13 protein-coding genes and 2 pseudogenes are annotated in these 25447 nt (G+C 43.1%); 9 read left to right on the top strand and 6 right to left on the bottom strand.

The features are described from left to right. Window positions 1–58: 58 nt before the first annotated feature. From MSSIT_RS07835 to MSSIT_RS21770, 5 genes and pseudogenes are all read left to right on the top strand, one after another. Window positions 59–1087 (top strand): inorganic phosphate transporter, encoded by a 1029-nt coding sequence (locus MSSIT_RS07835; RefSeq protein ID WP_048171417.1) that lies wholly within the window; start codon window positions 59–61, stop codon window positions 1085–1087. After that, complete coding sequence (locus MSSIT_RS07830; protein WP_048171415.1) at window positions 1084–1773, top strand: TIGR00153 family protein; 690 nt, start codon at window positions 1084–1086, stop codon at window positions 1771–1773. The genes MSSIT_RS07835 and MSSIT_RS07830 overlap by 4 nt, the downstream gene beginning before the upstream one ends. A gap of 1028 nt (window positions 1774–2801) precedes the next feature. Then, window positions 2802–5978 (top strand): isoleucine--tRNA ligase, encoded by a 3177-nt coding sequence (gene ileS / locus MSSIT_RS07825; RefSeq protein WP_048171413.1) that lies wholly within the window; start codon window positions 2802–2804, stop codon window positions 5976–5978. 82 nt (window positions 5979–6060) lie between these two features. Further along, the gene (locus MSSIT_RS07820) at window positions 6061–6711 is read left to right on the top strand and encodes a 6-hydroxymethylpterin diphosphokinase MptE-like protein (protein WP_148705163.1); all 651 of its coding nucleotides are present in this window, start codon (window positions 6061–6063) and stop codon (window positions 6709–6711) included. Between the two features lie 5348 nt (window positions 6712–12059). Next, window positions 12060–12164: pseudogene (locus MSSIT_RS21770) on the top strand (transposase); the annotation flags it as partial. 162 nt (window positions 12165–12326) lie between these two features. Here MSSIT_RS21770 and MSSIT_RS07815 read toward each other — a convergent pair. Next, a complete protein-coding gene (locus tag MSSIT_RS07815) occupies window positions 12327–12926 on the bottom strand; it encodes a hypothetical protein (RefSeq protein WP_231590474.1) in 600 nt (199 codons plus the stop codon). A 525-nt stretch (window positions 12927–13451) separates the two neighbouring features. Between MSSIT_RS07815 and MSSIT_RS07810 the strand changes: the two genes are divergently transcribed. Both MSSIT_RS07810 and MSSIT_RS07800 read left to right on the top strand, forming a co-directional pair. Then, window positions 13452–13646 carry a zinc ribbon domain-containing protein gene (locus MSSIT_RS07810; protein ID WP_048171411.1) on the top strand — a complete coding sequence of 65 codons (195 nt, stop codon included), beginning with the start codon at window positions 13452–13454 and terminating at the stop codon, window positions 13644–13646. Between the two features lie 2345 nt (window positions 13647–15991). Then, complete coding sequence (locus MSSIT_RS07800; RefSeq protein ID WP_048171407.1) at window positions 15992–17305, top strand: ATP-binding protein; 1314 nt, start codon at window positions 15992–15994, stop codon at window positions 17303–17305. Between the two features lie 247 nt (window positions 17306–17552). Here the strand turns inward: MSSIT_RS07800 and MSSIT_RS07795 are convergent, their stop codons facing one another. The 5 genes and pseudogenes from MSSIT_RS07795 to MSSIT_RS07770 all read right to left on the bottom strand — a co-directional run bounded on the left by MSSIT_RS07795 (window position 17553) and on the right by MSSIT_RS07770 (window position 23609). Then, window positions 17553–19058, bottom strand: coding sequence for an APC family permease (locus tag MSSIT_RS07795; protein WP_048171406.1), 1506 nt, complete (start codon window positions 19056–19058; stop codon window positions 17553–17555). Window positions 19059–19099: 41 nt separating this feature from the next. Continuing rightward, window positions 19100–20503 (bottom strand): annotated as a pseudogene (gene mtbB, locus MSSIT_RS07785) ([dimethylamine--corrinoid protein] Co-methyltransferase). 185 nt (window positions 20504–20688) lie between these two features. After that, window positions 20689–21330 (bottom strand): dimethylamine corrinoid protein MtbC, encoded by a 642-nt coding sequence (gene mtbC / locus MSSIT_RS07780; protein ID WP_048171401.1) that lies wholly within the window; start codon window positions 21328–21330, stop codon window positions 20689–20691. A gap of 346 nt (window positions 21331–21676) precedes the next feature. Beyond that, entirely contained in the window at window positions 21677–22945 is a 1269-nt protein-coding gene (locus tag MSSIT_RS07775; protein ID WP_048171399.1) for a nucleotidyl transferase family protein, read from the bottom strand. 127 nt (window positions 22946–23072) lie between these two features. Next, on the bottom strand, window positions 23073–23609 hold the full coding sequence (locus MSSIT_RS07770; RefSeq protein ID WP_048171398.1) for a superoxide dismutase family protein: 537 nt from the start codon (window positions 23607–23609) through the stop codon (window positions 23073–23075). 444 nt (window positions 23610–24053) lie between these two features. Here MSSIT_RS07770 and MSSIT_RS07765 point away from each other — a divergent pair, with 444 nt between their 5' ends. Together MSSIT_RS07765 and MSSIT_RS21160 are read left to right on the top strand one after the other, a co-directional pair. Further along, complete coding sequence (locus MSSIT_RS07765; protein ID WP_187151890.1) at window positions 24054–24395, top strand: hypothetical protein; 342 nt, start codon at window positions 24054–24056, stop codon at window positions 24393–24395. A 382-nt stretch (window positions 24396–24777) separates the two neighbouring features. Then, complete coding sequence (locus MSSIT_RS21160; RefSeq protein ID WP_156158819.1) at window positions 24778–25200, top strand: hypothetical protein; 423 nt, start codon at window positions 24778–24780, stop codon at window positions 25198–25200. The last annotated feature ends 247 nt before the right edge of the window (window positions 25201–25447 follow it).

Raw genomic sequence — 25447 nt, 5'->3', positions numbered from 1 at the left:
AGAATTTCTCACAATTATAACAGTTTTGGAGTTTAAAATCTCGGAGTAAGGAAAAAAAATGGATTTACTTGTCATAGCAATTATCCTCGCAGGCTTATACATGGCCTGGAACATAGGGGCAAACGACCTCGCAAATGCTATGGGGACTTCAGTAGGAACGGGGGCCCTTACAATCAAGCAGGTCATTATAATTGCCGCCGTGTTCGAATTTCTGGGTGCCGTGTTCTTCGGAAAACGGGTAACCTCAACAATTGCAAAGGGGATCGTCCCCATTGATATGATCAGCAGCATTCACCCGGATATCGTGGTGCTGGGGATGCTGGCTGCAATTCTTGCCGCAAGTTTCTGGGTCACGCTTGCAACCTTTTACAACCTCCCCGTCTCAACCAGCCATTCAATCGTCGGCTCGGTGCTTGGCTTCGGGTTGATAGCATCCTTTAAAGGAATTATCTCTTTTTCTGACATTCACTGGTTAGTCCTTCTGAAAATCATTGCCAGCTGGTTTATATCACCGGTTCTTGGAGCTGTTCTTGCGTTTCTGATATTCTCTGTAATAAGGAGCCTTTACCTGCACAGAGCATCGGACTTGCCTGGCGTTGAGAAAAAATTCATATTCTTACAGCTCATAACTGCCTGTTATATTGCATTTGCGCACGGGTCAAATGATGTCGCAAACGCTGTAGGTCCTCTCTCAGCCGCACTTAATGTGATGGGAGTAACAGGAACCGAAATCCCGATCTGGGTGCTTGTAATGGGGGGCCTCGGCATGGTAATAGGCATGGCAACCTGGGGCTATAAGGTGGTCGAAACCATAGGGTCAAAGATCACGGAACTCACCCCAACACGTGGCTTTTCCGCACAGTTTGCAACCGCGTCTGTTGTTCTGCTCCACAGTTACAGCTCTCTCCCTATTTCAACCACGCACACCCTTGTAGGTTCGGTAATTGGGGTGGGGCTAGCAGGAGGGCTTGCAGCCGTTGACCTGGGCGTAATCTGGAAGATTATTTCTTCCTGGATAGCAACAGTCCCCATAGCTGCCCTTACATCGGCAATAATCTTTGTAGGGCTCGAGGTGATCTTTTTATGAAAGACTACATCCGTTCCGTACTTGACGTGGTCGCAGAATCTCCCTTCGTCCCCCTTGAAATGCACGCCAGAAAAGGGGTGCTTGCCGTCGAAAAACTTGCTGAAGCAATGGAAGCTTACTGCAACGGAGATCAAGCCCTTCTTGATGAGCGTACCGAAGAAATCGATGTCCTGGAGCATGAAGCCGACAAAATCAAACAGAAAATCAGGGCAAGTATACCCTCTTCCGTCAGGCTGCCGGTGAACAAGAAAGATCTCCTTTCTTTCCTAAAGCAGCAGGACTCCATAGCTGATTTTGCCCAGGCTTCAGCCTACTGGATGACCCTGCGGCCCTGCAAAGACCTCCCTGATGAGATAAAGGAAGGCTTTCTGGAACTCATGGCAAACTCTCTGAAAACCGCCAGGGTGTATGACCAGCTAGTAGGTGAGCTTTACAAGCTTCTTGCCACATCTTTTAGCAAAGAAGAAATCAAAGAGACTATGCAGATCGTCCCGGAGGTCGAAAAACTGGAACATGATGTGGATGTACTTGAGACAGCCCTCTTAAAAAAGATCTTCGAACACGAAGGCGAGATCGGAGGGGCAGGCGTCTGTCACCTTATGGGGCTTGTTGAAAGGATAGGAGGCATTGCCGATAAGTCCGCAAGCGCAGCCGACCGCCTGAGGTCCATGATCCTCAGAAGGTAATTCTTCTTTTTGTTTCAGCTTCTTTTTATTCTATAACTCCTTTTTTATTTCATCTTTTTTCGTGAATTCTGCAGTTTGGTGAGTAATCAGTGTATCTACTCAGGGTAAGTGCTGGAGCTTTTGTTTTTCTTTCCCTGCGCGCCGCACCGGGCCTGAACCGGCCCGTCAGCAAGATAAAAAGCTCCCCGAAAAGGCACTGCAATAAAGAGACGAAATACATTGGAATAAATTCCCCCTGACCAGGAGAATCCATACTTAACCACAAAAACCGTTTTTTAATTCATATGTAAATATCAGCGCCTCAGCCAGCTTGTCTGGCGGCCCTTCACAAAAGGAAAAAGAAGCAGAAATTTAAGAGAAATGAGACCAAAGAAAGACCTCTCTCCTGCGTCGAGCGGGACAAAACTCCCAGAAAATCTCCGATTTCCTGCGATCCCGAGGCGCAATTCGAGTGTTGCAACTCGGGTGGCTCAGCCAGGAAAGTCCAGTTAATGTGTCCGGGAGAGCTAACACCGGACTGGTTTTTCCGCTGTTACAATAAAGCTTAAATTAAGTACAGTAATACTGAATAAACTAATTGGCGTGCAGTGAATGCTTTTATCTGTCGGAAAAGTGCAGTTTCGCTTTTATGGATAGGAATATTTTGTGCGTCAGATATTTGTCTTAAGTACAGTATATAAGCGGTCGGTAAAGAACATTAAAAAGACTTTTAATATACTTACTGTAGATTCGGTACTTACGGATCAGAGCTTTGTTATAGTATGCTGACCAGTAATTTACCCTGAAATTTGCCCTGAAATCAAGCTTACTGATTAGAGTTCATTGTACGAGCTTATCGTTGTAGAACTTACTGTTTATCAGTTTTCAGTAGCAGTTTCTAAATATAAAAATCAGTATTAGTATTGTCACAATTCAGTATTGTCACCGTTTGCTGGTTATCAATTTATAATGAGTTGTCCGCCAGCCGCAGGGTAGGTCCTGCACAGGCGACGTTTATTTAGTTTATCTTTCATCAGGGAGACCCCCATATGATAAAAGAAATCACTGCCAAATACGATGCAGAACAAATCGAAAAAAAAGTAACGCAGTTCTGGGAAGACAGCGATGCCTACCGGAAAACCCGGGAGAGACGCAAGACCGGAAAAAGGCTTTTTTTTGTTGACGGCCCCCCGTACACTACAGGACACATCCACCTGGGGACTGCCTGGAATAAGATCATTAAAGATTCCATTCTCCGCTATTACTCCATGAACAACCGCTACATCCTTGAACGCCCCGGCTGGGATATGCACGGGCTCCCGATTGAGGTAAGAGTCGAAGGTGTGCTCGGTTTTAAATCCAAGAAGGATATCGAGAGCTTCGGGGTAGAGAATTTCATCGAGAAATGCAAGGAATTTGCCATTACGCAGAAACAGGCAATGACCGAGCAGTTCCAGAGGCTCGGGGTCTGGATGCAGTGGCCGGAACCCTACATGACCTTAAAAGACGACTACATCGAGGCTGCCTGGTGGACTCTCAAACAGGCCCGTGAAAAAGACCTCCTTGATGTGGGCAAGCGGTCGGTAAACTGGTGCCCGCGCTGTGAAACTGCAATTGCCGATTCAGAAGTCGAATATTCCGAGCGGACTGACCCTTCGATTTATGTTAAGTTCAGGGTCAAAGGTGAAGAAAACACTTTCATAGTCATCTGGACAACCACGCCCTGGACAATTCCTGCAAACGTAGCCGTAGCTGTTCATCCGGCTTACGAATACTCAAAATTCAGGGCAATCCGGCAGGACGGCTCGGAAGAGGTCCTTATTGCAGCCACGGAACTGATCAAAAATGTCCTCAAGCAGGGAAGGTATACGGACTTTGAAGTGCTTGAGACAATGCTCGGAGAAGAGCTCACAAATCTTGAGTACGAAAGCCCCGTCGGAGACCTGGTGCCCATCCAGAACGAGATTAAGCACGGAGTCTATCTTGCCGATTTCGTAACCGTCGAAAATACCGGCTGTGTGCATATAGCCCCCGGGCACGGTATGGACGACTTCACCCTCGGGATAAAGCACAAACTTCCGATCCTCTGTCCTGTGGGCCCAAACGGCTCCTACACCGAAGAAGCCGGGGAGTATGCAGGCAAGAACGTCAGGGAAGCAAACCCCATTGTTATCGAAGACCTCAAGGCCCGTAACAGGCTCCTTGCCGAAGGGACGGTCACGCACAGGTACGGACACTGCTGGCGCTGCAAGACTCCCATCATCTACCTTGCAACCGAGCAGTGGTTCCTCAAGGTCACCGAGATCAAGGAAAAAATGCTCGAGGAAATCGATGCTGTTGACTGGTACCCTGACTGGGCGGGTTCAGCCCGTTTCAGGACATGGGTCGAAGGGGCAAGAGACTGGTGCATCTCCAGGCAGCGCTACTGGGGAATTCCGATCCCTGTCTGGAAATGTAAGAAGTGCGGAAAACTTGAGGTAATAGGGACAAAGGCCGAACTGCTCGAAAAGGCAGGGTTAAGCGGGGATATCGAACTGCACCGACCCTATGTGGACAGGGTTACCGTGCCCTGTGAGTGCGGAGGAGAGAAAAAGCGGGTTGAAGACGTTTTCGATGTCTGGTTTGACTCGGCTGTTGCTTCCTGGGCAACCCTGAAGTTTCCGCAGACGCATGATCAGTTTGATGAATGGTGGCCTGCTGATTTCGTAACCGAAGGACATGACCAGACTCGCGGCTGGTTCTATTCCCAGCTCGGGGCAAGTATGGTTGGCTTTGGTCGGGCACCTTATAAGAGTGTGCTCATGCACGGCTTTACTCTGGATGCAGGCGGAAAGAAGATGTCCAAGAGCCTTGGAAACGTGGTATCTCCCCTGGACATTATCGATAGGTTGGGGGCAGACACACTGCGTGCCTACGTACTTTCCTCAAGCGCACCCTGGGAAGACCTGAAGTACAATTTGGAAGAGGTAGAAACCGTCCACCGTTCTATCAATATCCTCTGGAACGTTTTCAGGTTCCCGCTCCCGTATATGGCGCTTGACAATTTTGACCCGATGCAGGTCAGCCTGGATTCCGTAAAAGCCGCCCTGAGAGAAGAAGACCGGTGGATTCTCTCAAGAGCCCAGTCCGTGATAAAAGCCGTGAACGAAGCAATGAGTGGATACCTCCTCCATAAGGCAGTCCGTGAGATCCTGGAGTTTGCCCTTGAAGACCTCTCCCGCTGGTATATCCAGCTTATCCGTCCGAGGACATGGACCGAAGCTGACGACCCGGACAAGCTTGCGGCTTACTGCGTACTTTACGAAGTCTATGTAATAATCACAAAGCTGATCTCGCCTTTCATGCCCTACCTGGCTGAAGAGATGTACCAGAACCTGATCCGGAACGTGGACCCGAGTGCTCCCGAATCCGTGCACATGTGCGACTGGCCTAAGGTCAATGACGCTTATCTGGATCCCGAACTTGAAGAGGCCATGGACACTGCTCGCTCGATCGTGGAAGCCGCTTCAAACGCCCGCCAGAAAGCAGGAAGAAAGCTCAGGTGGCCCGTATCAAGAATTATTATTTCGCCTGAAAACGAGGCTGCTACAAAGGCAGTTGACAGGCTGCGTTCCGTACTTATGGACCAGACCAATTCCAAAGCCATTGTGCTTACCGGGATTGGCAAGAGCTGGGAAGAACTCGGGCTTGAGGTAATCCCTGACCCGGGCAAGATAGGACCTGTTTTCAAGAAGGATGCCGGAAAGGTTATCCCTGCCCTGCAGAAAGTAGAGGGTTTTGCTTTAAAGAAAGCCTTTGCCGAAACCGGGGAATTCGAACTTACCCTGGCTGACGGAACCACTGTTACAGTCACCTCTGACATGGCAAACTTCAAAGAAACCCTGCCTGAAGGCACAGCCAGTGCCGAGTCCGATGCAGGCCTTGTGTATGTGGACGCAAACCTTACCTCTGAACTCGAAGCTGAGGGCTACACAAGAGAAGTCATCCGCAGGCTTCAGGACATGAGGAAGGAACTCGATCTTGTTGTAGACGAAAACATCCGCGCTTCTGTCAGGATAGAGGACGAAAAGGTCCTGGCGCTTGTTGGAACTCTGAAAGACCTGATTGCAGAAGAAGTTAGAGCCGATGTATTTGATCTCGGCAGCGGGCTTGAGGTTTCCGGAGCCCTGGTAAAGGACTGGAATGTCGAAGGTACTGCTATGAAAATGGGAATTGCAAAGAAATAACTCTGTAATTGACTCTGTAATTAAGTTTCGGAACGAAACTCGATAATAAAATCTAAGTTCAGAAACGAAAAACAGGAAAGGAGTGATTTATACGGATTTTGCTGTCTGGGAACCTATCTACGAACGAATTCTTGAAGACTTCGGGTTCGACCGTACAGGGGACGAAGAGGCAGCCCGATTCCTTTCTCTCATGTTGACCGAGAAAAACACTGCCAGCACCTCCGAACTTAAGGAAAGGATCTCAGGGAAACCTGTTCTGGTCTGTGGGAATGCTCCCGGACTCAAAAACGAGCTTTTAGCGGTCAACCTCTCTGCTTTTGTAATAATTGCAGCCGACGGAGCCACCGCCGTCCTTATGGATATCGGCCGCGTGCCTGAAGTTATCTGTACAGACCTTGATGGCGCTTCTGATACTGATATTGAAAAAGAGATCCTTGCCTGCGAAAAGGGATCAATGGTCCTTATCCATGCCCACGGGGATAATCGGGACAGGCTGGAAAAATACGTACCCCGATTCAAGCGCTTTATCGCAACTACCCAGTCAAGGCCCTTTGATCGAGTATACAACTTTGGCGGGTTCAGTGACGGGGATCGCTGCGTTTTTGTAGCCCTTCATTTCGGAGCTAAAAATGTCAGGCTGGCTGGGTTTGATTTTGAAGACCCCGGAGTGAGTTCGATTAAGAAAAAGAAGCTGAATTGGGCGAAAGAATTAATCGGGATGACAGGGATTTGAGGGCTGAAAGGCCATGTGGACAGCCGGATTGCAGGGACCGCCTGGTCCAAATCTTTTTCATTAGATGGTTGGCCGGAAAATCTTTCTCCCGGGGAAGAAGAAACTTTTAAGGAAAAATAAGTAATTTGCATAGTTTGCAAATAGAAAAGGTTATTCGCGTTTTGAGGTAAGTTAGAAGTCTCTAAAGCTCTAGATAAAATTTGATCACACCGTTTACCCTTTACTTTTCCTGAACTGCTTTACTTTTCCCGGATTTAGGGAAAAGAGGGATAAAAGCTTTATTCTGGTGTCTTACTAACAAATTTATGACACATAAATTAAATTTATAAGTTAATCCTTTTGTTTCCATATAATTTGTTCAGATTTTCAAGGACTATTTAATGGTAAGTAGAGTTTATTCTGTCGATTTTATATATGTTGTGAATATATATTTATTTATACTCTCAGGCAATTAAAATCCAGTCTGTTATCTCTTGAATGGAAAATTAGCGTCCAGACTAGTTTCTAAAAATAATTGCCATGAGTATTAATGAGTATTAATTTGATGTTGGGGGGTTGATAGAGAGCTTGATTACAGGAGCGATACGCTATTAGAAGGATACATACTTACACTCAAGAAAATTTTACTCATAAGTTTTCAGTTTGAAAGTACGTAATGCTTTCGGCTTAAAAGTAGTCTCTGTGGGATTTTACTAATGTGGGGTGTATGGTTTCGACTACAGATGACTGAAGTATAACGAGAAGACGAACAAAGATAGATTAAAGATGGAGGGAGCTATAATGTTTTGTTGTTGCTTCTATTTTAGATGCGTATACAGATACTTCTACTGCAGATCCTGGTGGGGCTGCTGCTAAATCCCGGGCCTATCTCTGATCTCAAATGAAGTGCATGTCTTTCGGAGATTACCATTATCATTTAAGGCCATTATGACCATGTTTTGAAATGGTCATGATGGCAACATTTTATACGATTATTTCAGTCGAATACCCCGTTAGCTTGCTGCGGGATGGAAAACTTCCTCGGCAACTGTTAATGATAATATGATTTATCAATTCCACCTTCTGGTTTTTAATTTCTGCTTAAACTAAATTGCTTAGGGTTGTTGCTTTCTTTAACGGAATTTGGAGCGGTGGCGCGAACATACCCCGTTGCTTGCAGCGAGGTGCGCCAGCGCAACTTTGATTTAGCCAACAATGACTATTAACTGTCTTTTTTTACGAGATTCTGATATCTCAAAAACCCGATCCGGTAAGATGAAGAGTCTGGGAAAGTGCAGTTCATGCCGAAGGTGAGCTTTAATCTTCCGGCTGCTCATTTGAAGCCTCTGTATTTTCTGTATGATTTCCTTCCTATCACTTTCCCTGAACTTTCATCTCAATTACCGCATTCCTGCCTTGTAGAATCCTGCCTTGTAGAAAGTCGACGGTTTGCTTTAACACGCCTGTTGAAACCTGAAGGACCCGATTGCAGAAGAGGTCAGAGACGATGTCCTTGACCTCGGCAGAAATACTGATGTTCCCGGAGCTCTTGTAAAGGACAGGGATGTTAAAGACATTGCCATGAAAACGGGAATTTAAAAAAAGAACTCTGTAATTGACTCTGCAATTAAGTTTAAAAACGAAACTCGATAATAAAATCTAAGTTCAGAAACGAAAAACAGGAAAGGAGTGATTTATACGGATTTTGCTGTCCGGAAGTCTATCTCCAAACGAATTCTTGAAGACTTCGGGTTCGACCTAACTTAAAACAGAGTCTCGGAAAAGCCTGTTCTGGTCAGCGGGAACGTACAAGGATTCAGAAACGAGTTTTTGAAGCTCGATCTGTCTGCTTTTGTGATAGTTACAGCCGACTGAGCCATTGAGCTGCTTTGAGAGAGGATTTTTGTGTGTCTGCCTGGAGTTATCCGCACAAATCTTGACGGTAATCCCGAAGCTGACATTGAAAAAGGGACTTTCGTCTTTTTAGGGGGATTATTAGTACTTATACGTAATAATAAGGATAATTGGGGGAGATTAGAATAATAAAACCTATATACAAGCTTTTTATCGAAATTAGTCGGGAAAAATCTATTAGTAAAGTATAAAAATCTGATATATTCATTTATTAGATTCAATGTGTTTTTATAACTCTATTTTTCCTATTTAAAAGCATTAAAATATTTTAATTTAATTTAAAGATTCTAAAATAATCCTATTAAGCAAAAAAAGCTGAATTGGACGAAAAAATTAATCAGGATGCTGAGGATTTGAAAAACCAAAGGTCCTACGGTGGTCGGAGTCAGAGGACATACAGATTAAAATATTTATATTAATATAAATCTTTAAAATTTTTTCTCCGGGAGAAAAGCATACTTCTAAAGAAAAAAAGCTAATTTAGATAGTTCATAAATAGAGGATGTTACTCGTTTTTTCCGTTATATAATCAGGCTTCAAAGCTTTAAATCAAATTTTATTATGCCTTTTACCCTTTATTTTTCCTGAACTGTCTTACTTTGTCCTTATTTGCAGAAAATAGGGGTAAAAGCTTTATTCTTTAATACACTTACAAATTTATAACCTGTAATTTAAATTTATAAGTTTGCTTCTTTGTCCCCACGGGATTCTTTCAGATTTTCAAGGACTATTTAATGGTAAGTATTGTTAATTCTGTTGATTTTATATATGTTACGAATATATTTTTATTTATACTCTGAAGCAATTAAAATTTAGTCTGTGAACCTGCAAATGAAGATTAGCGGCCAGACAAATTTCTAAAAATAATTGCTATGAGTATAATCTTGGTGTTGGGGGGTTGATAGAAAATTTGATCGTAGAAGTATACACTATTGGGAAATTATTCTAAATTCACAAAACTCCATTCATTTCAAATTATGTAAATGGATAACCAGACAAGAAGAACACCAGACAGGAAGAACACATTCAAATTTGGAGGAATATATAATGGGATTCTTTACTCTTGCTTACAGCAAAGTCGTCATGTATTATGAGAGAACCAGTCTCTACATCTGGGGTGCCTGGGACTAAATAACAATGGATACGGATTAATAATATCTATTTGAACTGAAAAGTAATCGCTTCCTTAGCTATCTTTTCGGAAGAACAAATAAAACAGGAATCGAAATCTGGAGGAATATACAATGGGGTTCTTTACTCTTGTTTACAACAAAGTCGCCATGTATTATGAGAGAACCAGTCTCTACATCTGGGGCGGCTGGAACTAAATAACAATGGATACGGATTAATAATATCTATTTGAACTGAAAAGTAATCGCTTCCTTAGCTATCTTTTCGGAAGAATAAATTGAACAGGAATCGTAATCTGGAGGAATATACAATGGGATTCTTTACTCTTGTTTACAACAAAGTCGCCATGTATTATGAGAGAACCAGTCTCTACATCTGGGGCGGCTGGAACTAAATAACACTGGACGTGGATTAATTGATCGCTTAAATAGAGAAGCAATTGTTTCCTTTTCCATCTTTTCAAGATATAAGGATAAAATCACGGATTCTTTTTATCTTGAATTGATGGCTACGGTTTCTTATTTTTCGGAGCTGGTAACTACATATCTTTTTATCATGGTTCATTCCGTATGATCCGGGTAATTTTTACATTTGAAACCATATTTTTCATGTTTTTTTATTTGTTCTTTTTCTATTGAGGTTTTGCCATTTTTCACATAATCCCTTTATTTCCGCTAATATTTAACAACATAGCTTATTTAGTAAAAAATATATCCAATAACAACTTAAAATCTATTTAATTTGTTATTTATATCTATAATTAAAATTGAAGTAATAAATAACTCATTTTTTGTGTAATTTGTGTAAATAAGTTGCAATAAATTCTAATTTTTGAAGTAAATGTAATATTATATCAATTTTTGAGCTTAACTCGTATTCAAAGACACTTTGAAGTATTATTTCAGAGGCTTTAAAGGTAATTTTTTGTCAAAATAAGTAATTTTGACCGATTTGTTTGCTTTTAGAGCATTTTTGTCAATTTTAATAGAACCTCAATAATTATGAATCAAAAACAGAGCCTTGTATGAAAGGAAAAAATCGAAAACTCGGCTGCTTCGTGCTTGACTTCCAAAGGATACTCATTTTGAAGAAAAAGACTGAAGTTTTAATGTTTAAAACCGAAAAATGTTACTGTTTTTTTTCAGCAAAATCAGTCCCGTTAAGGGGTTTTATATTAATTAAATTCAAGAATGGAGTTTATTTATTAAGAAAAACTTTTTCTTTTGATTGAATAGTAAAATAAAGACTAAATCTCCGGTTTTATTGAGCGCTTTTAAGAATTATATTTTCTAAATTAAGAATAGAAGAAAACCTTCAAGCTCTGGCGGCTGTTAACCCGAATTTTCGAAGACTATTTAATGTTTAGTATAATTTATTCTATTCTTTATATATAATTTAATCTTATTATTTAGCTATATACTCTCGGGCAATTAAAACCAAATCTGCTCCTCTCCAAATAAAATCAGTACGAAGAATAATTTCAAAAATTGCCGTGAGTACAACACTTATTGGGGGTTGATAAGGGTTTAATCAGGAAGGTACACACCATTAGGAAAATAAGCACTTAATTTTAATGAATTCATTTTCCTTTAATGTTCAATAATGAGTGTGAAAAGAATAAGGTAAATAGACGGAGGTAAGTACAATGTGTTGTGGATTTAATTGGGGCTGGTGGGGCCTCAGACATCGCTACTGGGGTCGTGGCTGCGGCTGGGGCCGCGGCGGCGGCTGCGGCTGCGGCTGTGGTTGTTAATAACAACCACTGAGCCCGATAATAAGCAATGAATAAGATAAATTAGATAAATATGGTAAATAGACGGAGGTAAGTACAATGTGTTGCGGATTTAACAACTGGGGCTGGTGGGGCCTCAGACATCGCTACTGGGGTCGTGGCTGCGGCTGCGGCGGCTGGGGTGGTGGCTGCGGCTGCGGCTGTGGTTGTTAATAACAACCACTGAGCCCGATAATAAGCAAATTTAAAAAAATATAATTCATAGTCATCTTTTCAAGTATAGAAGATAATTTCTAAGAAATCATCTTTTTTTGAATTGATGACTATGTGTGTTTGTTTTTCTAAATTTAGTTGTACATTTCTTTTTCAGTGATTCTAGTGAATACCAGTACGAGGCGGATCACTTCATTTGAGCTTTTCACTTACTTTTCTGCCCTGTTACATTTTGAGCTTTTTAACATTTTCAGTTTAAACACGGTTTCTGCAAGGCTTTTGTTTATATTTGAGTAATGATCAGCTGGAAGTGTTTTGAAACTGTCGTGAACTACCTCTCAGATAAAGACTGAGTGGCTTCTTGGCTCATTTTTCCCTCCATTATTGGGGCGAAAACACATTGTGGAGCGATGGATATTTTGCTTTTACTATCGGAAATGTGAGTAAAGAAGCCGCCGAATATTATATACGGAACCAGGATTGAAGTTGACGCTTATATACCCTGAGCTAAATACTCAGGGGTTTTTATGCTTCGTTATATAATGGCTACATTTTTTAACGGGCACTGTAGATTTCATACAATTCGTTTTTCTCCTGATTGTGCACTTCCGGGGTATTCTGGATTCCCTGAATGAAATGGATAATGCTATGTCTTATGCTGCTTTTTCTTTCCGGTATATTCAACTGCTCCAAGCAAGGCTGCAGCTGCCCACAGGATGCCTGTGAAAGGAATGCTTTTCGTATCCGAGGAGGAATTGGGACCTATTGGCTGCTCATCTGCAGTCTCCGTATTTCCGGTCTGATTTTCTTCCTGCCATTTTCCCTGAATTTTCAACTCTTCAATTACAGCATCTCTGTCCGATGAAGGGTGTTTTCCGGGAGAGCCCACAGAGACGCTGAAAAGCTGCTTTTCGGGGTCTTCGTTCCTGAGCATGAGGAGCACGGACTCATTGAGGGTGAACTCTGCCTGGTCCTCAGTCCAGAGATACTTTCCGGTCTCGGTTCTCACGTCTATTGTTTCGGCGGGAAAAGGATTATAGAGCCATTCCTCAACTGTAATTGTGAAGATTGTATGGTCATAGTGTTCCTGGATATCACTTACCGTGCCGATAACTATTCTGTCCGAGGCATTAATCTGGGAGGAAATTTCGGCAGCTTCCGGGGTCAGTAAAGCGACTGCCGGGCCTGTGGCATAAAGTAGCAGGAACATTGCAGATAATATTAAAAGGATATTTAGTTTTCTCATTGAATTCTCCTATTTTATATTCCGGATTTATTTCTCCTGTTTTTGGTTCAATTTCGTTTTTAATTTCCTGGTTTTTCTCCATTAATCCTTTATTTTCTATATTATCTCTTATTTATGCTTTTTTTTAAACTGCTGATTTATTTGAACCTTTTATTGTCCCGTCTGAACCTTTGGGAGGAAGAACAAGTCTTTGAGGGTTGACAAGACGACTTAAGAGAAGGAACCATGACAAAAAGGATTGATAAAAGCCATTTTAACTTCCAGAAACGTATGGGAACACAAATAATATGGGACCTCGACATATTTAATATATTTAATTGAAGAGAAATATAATTATTGGATGACAACTTTAATTACTCGAGGACAAATATGAATATTCGATGCGAATATGAAATGCTCATTCTTTTTTGTGGGGGCAAAAAATGAGGGGTAATTTTACAATCAGATTTACTACTTTTTCGTAAAAAAGTACTTTTGAAGATTTCTACAAAACCAAATTTCATTGATGACGTGGGGTACTGCAAAATGAAGAAGGGAAAATGTCCGAAATGCGGGAGCGAAAATCTCGATATAGGCCATATAATTGGAGAACGTATAGGTTATGAGTCTGATAGCGAATGCTATTTTACCGGGCCCATGCGCGAATTTAAAGTGTATGTCTGTTTAGATTGCGGATATGCTGAATTTTATGTGGATGTAGGAAATCAAAAAAAAAGTTGAAAGTTGAATCCAAAGTATAAGAATATATGTGGTGGGTCTGCATTGTGATATAACTAAGCATTAAATTTTATGGAAAAGTATTGAAAATTGATCCATACAGTGCTTATGCATGTGATAAAAATTATGCACGGAATAAAAAAGGTGATATCTTCTTTTTGTTGAGCTGAAAAACAGTTTTAGGTCGGCAAAAATGGTGGAAAGGCTGAAAACAGCTATCAGGAAGATGTTTGTATCCAGGTATCGTACAAGGTTGAGGCGTTTCATACGATACATTATGAGGCATCGGTCTGGATGGATACGACTTCATCAAACCTCTCTTGCCTTTCCACCGCATCTAATATAAGGCTTTTTGGCCTTACTCTACCACTTTCTTATCATCTGTTGCCCAATTTTCGTCAGTTCTTTGCCCATCTATTAAACGACTCACTCATTTAACGCCGGGGTGGAGTGATGATCGTAATGGTAGCAAAGAACTTTTTCATGCATTTCTGCATCACAGAAATACAGAGTATGATTGATTTTTATTATTATATATAATTTTCCGGACAACTTTTTTGGGGACTCAATTATTCTTAATCTTGAAAAAATAAAACAAAGATGAATAATCGTGAGGTAAATTTTTCTTGTTTTAACAGGTAGTCTGGACTATTTATATAAATGGATTATGAAGTTTTCAAGCTCTAAAATATTATCAAATTTGAAAAATGGAAGGAAGAGAGGAAAGGCTGAGGTGCAGGTTTTAGGAGAAGCGAACAGCAGTTTTTAAGGTGTTATTGTACATAGCTAAGGCCTGGTATGTACAGTTTTGAGGCGTATAAAAAACGTTTCTGCTTGTTTCATCCTTTTTGCTTTTACCTTTCCGCCGGAAGGAGCAGGCTTGAAGACTTTTGAGGCATTTCCGATTGTCTGCCACACACTTTTTCTACCACTTTTTATCTACACGTTTATTCTGCCTGAGATCCGGTTTTTCTGTTCTTTCCATCGCCCATCACCTTAACGACTTCCCAATAACCAGGGGTGGATATGGATTGTGACACTGAGGTGAAGAGCATCTCATCATATCCTTTTATATGAAGAGATACTACAATACCATTCCGACTTTTTATATATATAATTTGACAGAATAAATATATTTGAACAAAAATTTCCCTTAATAATTATCCTGAAATTCATTATCAGAGTATGAAAACACAATAAATAAAGATAAAAATCCTTAAAAATAAGTTAACCGATAAATAAAGGTTAAATAGGGTTCAGAATTTTTTTAATGAATTATAAGTTCCATAACTTCTTAGAGTAGTCGGATGGCCGATACCCCTTAAGCATTCTCTATCAGGCTCGCTTTATCTGGTTTCTTTTACTATCTTGAGAGAGATTGTTCCAGTTCCTTAAACCTCAGGCATGATCTTGTGAATGTGTAGAGGGGGAGATTGAACAGGAGGGCTCGTTTTCGGGCTCCTCGCAACTTTCATTATAAAAATTGCTTCTCTGCTCTCTGAAAAACTCTATACTAGCGGAATTCGGATAATTGGCGGAACTCGGGTAACTGGTGGAACTACTGGGGTTAGAATAACAATTAAATAATATTATTGATAATAAAGTAATTCCAGTACATTCTCCAGTACATTCAGCTTGAAGTTTCAGGTTAGAAGAATTCATTGATATGAGGGTGATTACCTGGCTTACAGGACTCCATCCAGAGTTTCCGGAAAACCTTCACGAAGAAGCATTATGTGCCTTATAGGGCTTCATAAGTGGAAAAGAAGTGGAGGTTTGAACATCTATGCTTCAAATGTAAGGGAAAAGTATTTTGTGTGTACGAGATGCGGAAAACAGAAAACGACATATGAGCCTAAAAAAGATTAAAACTTTGGAAAGGTTCCGGGAAATTAATGAAACTATATATTTTCCCATCACCATCTGCTACATATTTTTTTAAAATTAAACCACGTTCAATCGACCCTACCGATCGATGCAATCTGTATGAAAAAAATCATTTAATATCCCGACATTTTTACACTGTTGTCCTATGATACCGGTTCTTTACTCTGGTTTTGAGGCAGGAGTTAAATATTATTTTTTCAGTGAAACGTTTATCTTGCTGAGAATTAAAAAATAAGCACTAATTTGAACTAATCTTGAATTATCAGGCGAAATTTAAACTGGTTCACACTTAAGAGCGTTTTTTTTGGTCAGACACAACGAAACTACAGGAAGAGGCCTAATAATTCGAAATTCAACTACATTTTCTTTTTTTTAAGAATCAAAAATTTTAAATTCTCATAAGTATTTAAAGCTGTTCCAGAATAACTATATAGTTTTACCTCCCAAATTATTACGATCATATGCAAAGACTCAAAATTCTCCCTCTGATTCTTGACCATCAAACCTTTTTTCAGAACCCCTCTAACATAATCCCGCGCAACATTTCGGTTTCCCCCTGCCTGGACGGGCGTGAAATCAATTTAATCTACGGCCCGCTCCATGCGGGCAAGACTTCCTTCTTAAAGTATGTCGCAGGTCTTGTGCAGGGTGTAAAGGTCTACATTAATTTTGGAGACAGCAGGTTTCAGGAATTGGGACCTGAATGTTTTCAGGAAATTGAGGAAATTGCGGCTGAAGTCTACTTAAAAGGAAACGAAAATGAAGCCGAAAACGTCTACTATTTCTTAGATGAGATTCAGAATTTCCCGGGGTGGGAAAACTGGGTTGATAGGCTTAACAGGGAAGGGGCAGGAGTTTTTGTAACCTCCTCATCCTCAAGTCTTCTTAATAAGGACATCGCTTCGCGCTTTACCGGCAGGACCAGGTCCCTCAAACTTTTGCCTTTTTCCTTTAAAGAATACCTTACTTTGAAAGGGCTCAGGGTCCCGAAACCCAACTTCCTTACGCCTTCCAGATGCGATGAAATGCTATGCCTGTTCCTTAAATATTTTGAAAACGGAGGTTTTCCCGCTGTAATAAAAGACGGAAACTTCCTGCTTTCCGGAGAGTATTTTGAAGAAATCTTGAATAACGGAGTTATTTCCAGATACAATGTTCAGGACGCAGAAGGACTCAAAAAACTTGCAATTTTCCTGATCTCGAACATGGCTTCGGAGTACGCCATCGATACCCTGAAAAGAGCGAGTGGGATTGAGAACGAGGATACTGTCCGCGCCTACCTTGACTATCTGGAAGAAGCTTTTTTGCTGTACCGGAATCCTCTGCTTAACCCCGTATCCGAAAACGAAAAAGAAACCAACCAGGAAAAAAAAGTCCCATGTAAAGTTTATGCCGGAGATACGGGTTTCTTCAAGACGGTCTTCCCCAATTATCCGGACAGTCTGGGGTTACGATTTGAAAACCTTGTATTTCTCGAACTGCTCAGGCGGGATAAGCAGGTCTCATACTTCCGGGACAGGCGAGAGTGTGATTTCCTTCTAACCGAAAAAGACAGCCAGGCAGTTCAGGCTGCGGTTCAGGTATCGGTCTACTTCGGAACCCCGGCAGTAAGAGAACGGGAGGTCCTCGGGCTCCTAGCAGCTATGGAAGAATACGGGCTTAACGAGGGGCTCATCCTCACCATGGACGATGAGGGAGTCATTGAGATCCCGGATGAAGATAGGGAAAAGAAAAGAATAGTAATTAATTCGGTATGGAAGTGGATGCTGGAATAATCATTTTATCTCATCCTATCCTGACTTTCCTGGAAAAGATCAATCATTTAATAAGGACCATCTGGAAAGAAGAGAATCCAGAACAAAAACAAGAACTTAAGAAAAGATTCCGGAACAGGAATGTTCCGGCTTAATTTGCGTTTTGAAAAAATCCATCCTCCACTTAGGCTCAGGGGAGCTTAAGAGGACGGAAGGATATATTCTTGAGCTTAAGTTTTTGTTGAAGCTTCGGTTCTCATCCTGGTATTCAGGCGGTAAACGCTTCTTTTTCTGCAGCCATTTTTTCTTCGGTCTTTCTTGTTTCTCTCTGAGAGTAGAACCAGAGCGGGACATAGAGGCAGAGCACGAAGAAACCGACTCCCGTGGTGGCCCAGCCAAGTTCGAGGCTGTTAAGGTAAATAATTCCCACAAGGAAGAAGGGGATGTTCAGGATGGCAGTTGCCATTGCCACGTTTTTCCAGCCGTTGGGGGCCTTAAAGGGCCTGTCCAGTTTTGAGAGTTTGGGGTCGTTTCTGACTTTTACATAGGTATAGAGGCTGATCCCGTTTGCGAAGATATACCCGATAGCAGAAGCTGCAAGGATTGCAGTCGGGGTTCCGAGCAGGATAAGACCCATGTTGAACATGGCATCGGCAATCATTGCGTTCATCGGGTGCCCGTGTGAGTTTAATTTGCTCAGGAAAGCCGGCAGGTTACCTTCGGCTGACATCGAGTAGATCGACCTTGCCGAAGAGAGGAAGGCGGTCTGGATGATAAGGAGCATTGCCCCTACAAGCATGATAATTGCAATTGAAGCTCCAAGTGCGCCCAGGGTAAGGTTGGCTATGGGGAGCATCGGAGATATGGGTTCGGAAAGCACTCCTTCAACTCCAAGGGTGCCTATAACCGAGGTCTGGACCAGCACGTAGAGCACAAGGCAGATTCCTCCGCAGACCAGCAGGGCTTTTGGGGTGTCGGTGTTCGGGTTCTTATATTCAGGCCCGTAAATTGCTGCGGTTTCCCATGCACAGGCGCTCCATTCAGCCATTGCAAAGATTCCGAAGAGGATAAGGATGTGTTGCATGTCCCATGTCCAGTCAGTCGGGAACCAGGAGCCTGTTATGTTGGTAAGGTGGAAGTCTCCGGTCAGGAATGGGGCAACGGTAAGGACAATAAGGGGAATCAGAGAAACAACTGCCAGGATGTATCCGGCCATTGCTCCGTTCTTGAGCCCTTTTGAGTTAATGATTGCAAGGGACCCGAAAATCAGAGCCCCTACCATTAAAGAGAGCAGTGTATCCGGAACTCCTGAAAAGGCAGGTACAAGCCCTTTGAGGTAGCTTCCGATGAGGATTGCATAGATTGCGAGCACGGGGCTCCAGCCGAACCAGTAACTCCAGGCACTAAATCCGCCTATGAATTTCCCAAACTTGAATTTGCCTTTATTATTCTTATTCGAACTCGAACCAAAAACGGTCTGGGTGTAGCCCGGCAGGCCTGAAGCCTTCGGGAAGACGGTTGCAAGTTCTCCGAAGGCAAGGTTCTGGAAAAAGCCCAGGAAAATGGTCAGGCCCCAGATAATTATTGAAAAAGCCCAGACGTAACCTGTAAAGTAGCCGATGGAGGGGAGGATCAGTAAGGGGACCCCGAGAGCAATTGCAAGCCCCTGTTTCCAGTCAATGGATCTTTCGAGTTCATTAAAGTCACAGCTTGCCCTGCTGCATTCCTCGGTATACTGCCAGTCGATTTTAGAAGAAGGGGTATTGTCGTCCATAGATATCACCATTTTTTAAAAGGGTAGTTTGAGCCCCTGATTCAGGCAAGCTGTGCCCTGAACGTTTCACAGGAATTGATCTTGATTCCGAGCAGCTTCTCGATATTCATCTTCGCAGCAATGCCCTTTGCAGCTCCGGGTACGGAGGTGATCACGCCGATGTCGAGCTCTTCACGGAGTTCGCGCATAATGTGCTCGTCTACGAGGTCCATGGTGTCAACGTTAAGCTTCTTTGCCACGTACTCTTTTGCCTCTCCGATGCGCATGTTCTTTGAGAACTGCATCCTTGCAACAAGGTCGCCTGCCGCTCTTATCCCGGTCATTCCGGAAGCCATTATGTGGGAAATCGGCATACCCATAGGGTCGCCGACCCCGATCTATATACCGTCGACGCCGGCAATCTCAACCATTGCTTTACTTGCTCGTGTAACAGCATCTATCGGAGGGGTTTCAAGCATAGGGATTCCACCCACACCCATACCCATGTTCACATGACAGGGGATCGGGGACGCTTTTACTGCCCCCTTTATGAAGGTGACAGCCCTTGCCAGGTTCCAGGCTGAGGTCTTGCTGGTGTTCGTGTTGACCACGGGACCAAAGACGTTTGCTCCGGCTTTTGCAACCAGTGGGGCCTGTTCATGCGGCCAGAGCCCGGCAAGCCGAACGTCATCGTACTCCAGTTCCCCGTGCATCCCGAGTACCATCTCTCCTGCCATGCCCACTTCGATGTACATCTCAGGAAACTGGGTCCTGAGGATTTCGACAGCCCGGAGGGTGCCGTACATATCCGCATCTCCGGCAGCAGCGGTTGTATCAAAGTTAACTCCGTCTGCCCCTGCTGCAAAGAGTTTCTGCATAACCCAGACCGTGTCCCTGGTCAGATGGTCTGCTGCATGTTCCATGGACTTCCTCGCCTTATCGATCTTGAACATTTTCATTAAGTCGCCGGGGTTTTCGAAGGGTCCGTCAGGGGTGTAGTATAGACCCATATTCGGCATTGCACCATAGAAAAGGGGAATAATCATATTCTGCTGACAGACTTCCATTGCCTGACACTCATTTGAAACCACAGGTTTTACCGGCTTGAAACTGTAGTCGATGTGCCCGAGTTCCATTGTGTCGGCACCAAAAGCCCTCTCGTGCGTCATGCAGCCGACCAGACGGCTGGAAGGAATTCCAACTCCGCTGTTGCCCTGGTCCCCGTCAAGCCGGATTGTACCGATGTCGTGGGTAACCGGGACTTCCATCCCCTGTTCGACACTCACGGCTTTGCCGGGCATCATAAGGATTTCAGCGAGCTTTTCCATTTCATCCGAGCTGAGCTCCGGGATTTCTCCCAGATCGGCGGCATTTGCCGAGCCGGCTTCTATCTCACTGAGGATTTTTTCTTTTGTGAGGTAGATCTTTTTGCCGTCGCCCATCCTCAAAGCGTATTCAGTTACCATTTTTTATCCTCCATTGCTCAAATTAAACTGATTAAAATCGGATCGATCAAGCCCGGAATGATTAAACCGGATTAATCAGACCTGGAATTCTAATTTTGATCGACAAGACCAGGAACGATTATTTCGATTGACCAGACCCGGAATGATTAACTTCAAACTGATCTAATTTTAAAAGAAATAGGGGTTCAGAGCAGCATTTCTTTTGCTTTTGCCACTGCTTCACTTGCGTTTTCTGCATAGCAGTCAGCACCTATTTTGTCTGCCCATGCCTGGGTTGCAGGAGCCCCTCCGACCATTACCTTGACCCGGCTTTTCAGCCCTTCTTCTTTCAAGAGCTCAATAACGTCCCTCTGCCCCTGAAGGGTCGTGGTCATAAGGGCGGATATCCCTATCATATCGGCATCGGTTTCCTTTGCCTTTTCAACAAAATTCCTGATAGGAACGTCCCTGCCTATGTCATGAACTTCAAAACCAGCGGACTGCAGCATGGTTGAGACTATCGACTTCCCTATGTCGTGCACGTCGCCTTCCACAGTCCCGTTAACAATAACTCCGAGCTTCTTTTCAGCCCCTTCCGGGAGGTCGGCTTCAAGGAGCTTGACGCCTGCAGTCATTGCATCTGCTGCCATCATCACATGGGGAAGGAAGAGTTTTCCTCTCTCAAACAAAACCCCTACCTGATTCATGCCAGCAGAAAGCCCTTTTTCAATAATATCTGCCGGTGGAACCTCAGCTCTGGCTTTTTCCACCGTCTCGAGCACCTTTTCTTTTTTACAGGAGATTACCGCATCGGCAACCTCGTGTAGTAATCCTTCATTATCTGCCATTTTTTTTCGTCCTTTTTTTCATTTCAAATTAGTTGTGAATTAGATCCCAATTACTAGGAAAACGGTAAGTTGTTTCCTACTTCATATATATCTATTTTTCTAAAAATGAAGCAAAAATATTATGATGTTGCCAGTGTTTGAGAAAAGTATTACATTACTGTGACAGCCCTTCTTTCCTGTGACAGCCCTTCTTTCTTCCAAAAAAAAATTCAATGTAAAAACCTGAAATAAATTCAATGTAAAAACCTGAAATAAAAACATAAAATAATATAAAGAGTTTATATGGACTTTGTATTTATATCAGGTCAATGGCTGCTCAAAAGGTGCTATATCTTTAAAAAGGCCTTTAATTTTCTTTATTTTCTTCCTGCTTTCTTCTGATTTCTGTCGAAGAAATTCCATCATCCTCGTATTCGCCCATCGGAACAATCTCGCAAAACTCAAGGATCTCAGGGTTGACGGACATGTGTACGGATTTCCTCTGAAACACCAAAAACCGTATATTCTTTTCTCTGAAATGCCTCAAAATGGCAGAGATATCCACTTTGCCGCCATAGTATTTTGCATCAAACAGCCGGTTGAAGGTATCAGCTCCGATGATAAAGGTGCTGTTCGGGAAAAGGTCGGCTTTTTGCAGGAAAAGCGGTGCATTGGTCAGGCAAACCCCGCCCACGAAAGTTTCGTTTCCGTATTTCCGCAGCGAGTCAAGCCGCTGATTCAGCGAGATAAAATCTATGGGCGGCTTATCAACGTTTGTCAGGGATATTTCAAAATGGACAGGCACCCCAAGCTTCTCCGAAGCCAGTTTTGCCATAAAAACATGATTTCTGTGGCAGGGGCCAAAAGAGCCGGGAAATACGAGCCTGATATTTTGGAGCTCTTCGTTTTCTCTGTTTTCTCCGTTAGTTTTTGCTTCTTTTTTTTGTGCCCCATTTAAATCGATTCTTGCGATACCCAGGGTTTCATAAGGACTTTCCTGACTGTATATTTTCTGTTTCAGGAGATCCCCTACAGGTCCGGAAACGGACTCATATTTTTCAGTTATCTCTTCCTTTCTTTCTTCTTCGGTCCCAATCCTGTCCGGCAAATCAACTTCAGGAATGCCACAGTGGCGGGCAAGCACATTGAAAATCAGGAACGTGGCAATCTTTTCTTCCCCTTCCCTTGTCCTGTCTGCGTTCAGTTTCAGTGTGATGACGCCTGTTTTACAGGCTGCCTGGATGGCGACGTAGACTTCATGTTTTCGTCCTTCCCGCTCGTTTGTCGCTTTAAGCTTGCAGGTCGCTCCGATCCCGACTACATCATAGGCTGCAGACTCTTCACCTTTCGAAAGGTCCAGAGCTCGCTGGTAGGCTACCATTGCCATCAACCTCGCAGTTTTTTCCGAACAGTACATTTCAGGCTTCCTGCCAAGGAAGTTATCCATCGCCTCCATACTGTACGGAACGACCGCATCCAATACTGTTGCAGAACCGCTGCCGTGGCGGAGAAGTTCCCCTATTATTTCTGCCCCACCGCCGGTTATTGCAAGAACGATTTTGCAGGGAGATTCATGAATCCGGAAAATGCTTTCAACAGGCACACTGTATTTATCCGCAGCCAGATTGTCTACCATCAACTCTGTGGATACACTTAATGAGGTTATAAATATTATTATTCACGTCATTTCTCCGCTGCTTACCAGATTAGACCGGGTTAGTATTCTCGCGAAGATTTAAAAAAAATAAGGGTTAAGGAAAAACTTATCTTTTCTCGATGGCCCCGCAGGCAATCCGCGCACCACTGTTGCCGGAAGGATTGGTTAGCTGGTCGTCAGGGTCGGCATGGATAACCAGTGAAGTGCCGTTGGCCGGAAATAGCGTGGTATTTCCGGATGACAGCGTCACAAGGTTAGTGGTGACATCCATATATCCCGTACCATCCTGCCCCACTAAGAGATTGGGCAGATCCCCGGCATGAGGACCTTTCGGGTTGTAGAGCCCATGCTCTTTGCCCAGAGGGTTGTAGTGTCCTCCCGCAGAAGTGAACGACGGCCCGGTGCAGTTTGCTTTCTCGTGGATGTGGATGCCGTGCAGGCCCGGCGTCAGGTTGCTAGCAAAGACCTGAACCCGAACCATGCCAAAGTCGTCTTCGGTAAAGGTAGCAAACCCTACAGTACTGCCATTCGCGTCCTTTATGACAGTTGCAGCACTGTCTGTGGAGTTATCCTGGGCAGAGCCCACGGTTGCAAACATCAGTACTGTCGAGATGATCATCAATAATATCAGTCCGGTTTTCATCAGCTTATTCCCCCTTAAAAGCGACAATTTTAATGTAAAAGAAGTATGCCTGTTAAATCATGGATGGGATGAATAATGATCTCCCACTCTGTAACTGGTCATGTAGAATGCTCCGTCTCCCCTTTCCAGACATACTCCCGGACAAATAAACGGCCAGATAATATAAAAGCGTTATTATATAACTAAAATTATACTCTGGAGCCTCAAATTAGCTCTTAAAATCCCTGATATAGAGTAAATTCTGCATTTTTCACGGTTCATGCAGATAGAATTACAAGCAAACCCTTTTGATAAAATACATCTTTTCCAGTAAAATGCGAATTTTTTACTATTTTTCTATTTACGAACCTGAAAGCTGTTTCCCAAAATGGGATGTTGATCTGGCAAAGAGGTCCGGAATTTCTGTTCAAAGCAGAAAACCTGAACACTGATTTTGGATCAGATTTGAAAAATAAAATCCACCCTACAGCTATCAGTGTTTTCCCTAATTACGGCCTCGATGTGATAACCGACATGAACTACTACTTCTTCAGCAAAAAATCACCATGTGAAGAAGAGTTCTTTATCCATACAATTTTAATCGACCCCTACAGCCCTATTTACAATTCATATGCTCTTGCACTTGTCCCCAGGCTTGGATCAAAAAAAATTTTAAAGTATGCCATTTATTACGATATTGAAGCTCACGTCAGGACCCTTCTTGAATATCTCGATAAAAAAGAGACAAGCAGCAACTTTGTTCTTCCCTGGAATGAATATCAGGAACTGCTTGAAAGCCTGGTGTAAACATGGCGACCTTCAGAAGAACCTATCTGGAAACCGAGTTTTAGAAACTCAATAACAGGTTTCCCGAGCATGTCGACCTTTATCTTATCGGTGATGTAGCCATGAGCTTCCAGAACCTCAAGGTCGCCACAAAAGACATCGATATTGTTCTCAGGTCAACCCGAAAACTTGAACTCACCAGAAACGCACTTTTATCCATGGGCTATTTCGTCCCCTGTGTCAGGGGGGCCTATGCCAAAATGAATACAAGTGTCATACTTGAAAATTCCGATGGCTTCAGGTGGGATCTCTTCGTTCAGGTAGTCTGCAACGGCCTGCAGCTTTCCGAATCAATGGTTAAACGTTCCATTGAATGTTTTCCCTGGAAAACATCTCAGTATACATGCTGGCCCCGGAAGATATCTTCGTTTTTAAAAGCGTTACCTCAAGAGACCGGGACCGTGAGGATATGTACACACTTTTTACCAGGGGCCTGGACTTTGACGTCATCAGGGATGAAATCCTCTGGCAAAATGAACAGGACCGAAGTTTTGCCTGGATAGCCTTTTTCTTCGACGGGCTGGAGGAGTTCGCAGACAGATACAAAATCTCTCACTCTGTCATTGGTGAACTGCACGACCTTGCTTATCAGGACATGCTGGCCCAGATGCTTATTGAAAGACTGAAGGGCGGAAATAAGACTTTTGAAGAGCTAAGTCAGGATATGGACTCCAGGGATGGAAAAAAAGCGATTAAAGTACTTGTCAAGAAAGGGCTTATTAAACAGGTTGCTGAAAGCCAATTTTTATTGAATGATTTGTCCTGATTTATGTTCAGGTAATTCTCTCAGCAGTGTTGAGACTTTTTCATCTAGCAGGCCGTGCCGATGGGTCTCATTTTTTTGGCTGATAGCTTCTACTACGTTTCAGGCAAAAAAAGGTAGATTATGCAGCAAGCTGCTGCACAATTTAGGAAGTCTTTCCTTGGCAGATGAACTGACCGAAGTTTTTGTAGTTCAATTGTCTATGCAGTGAGTAGACAATTTACTCATGATCCTCTAAAGCAGCTTAAAA

This window comes from Methanosarcina siciliae T4/M (assembly GCF_000970085.1).
Taxonomy (GTDB): domain Archaea; phylum Halobacteriota; class Methanosarcinia; order Methanosarcinales; family Methanosarcinaceae; genus Methanosarcina; species Methanosarcina siciliae.
Note: the sequence above shows the minus strand (reverse complement) of the source record. Positions and strands in the feature narration are given on the sequence as shown.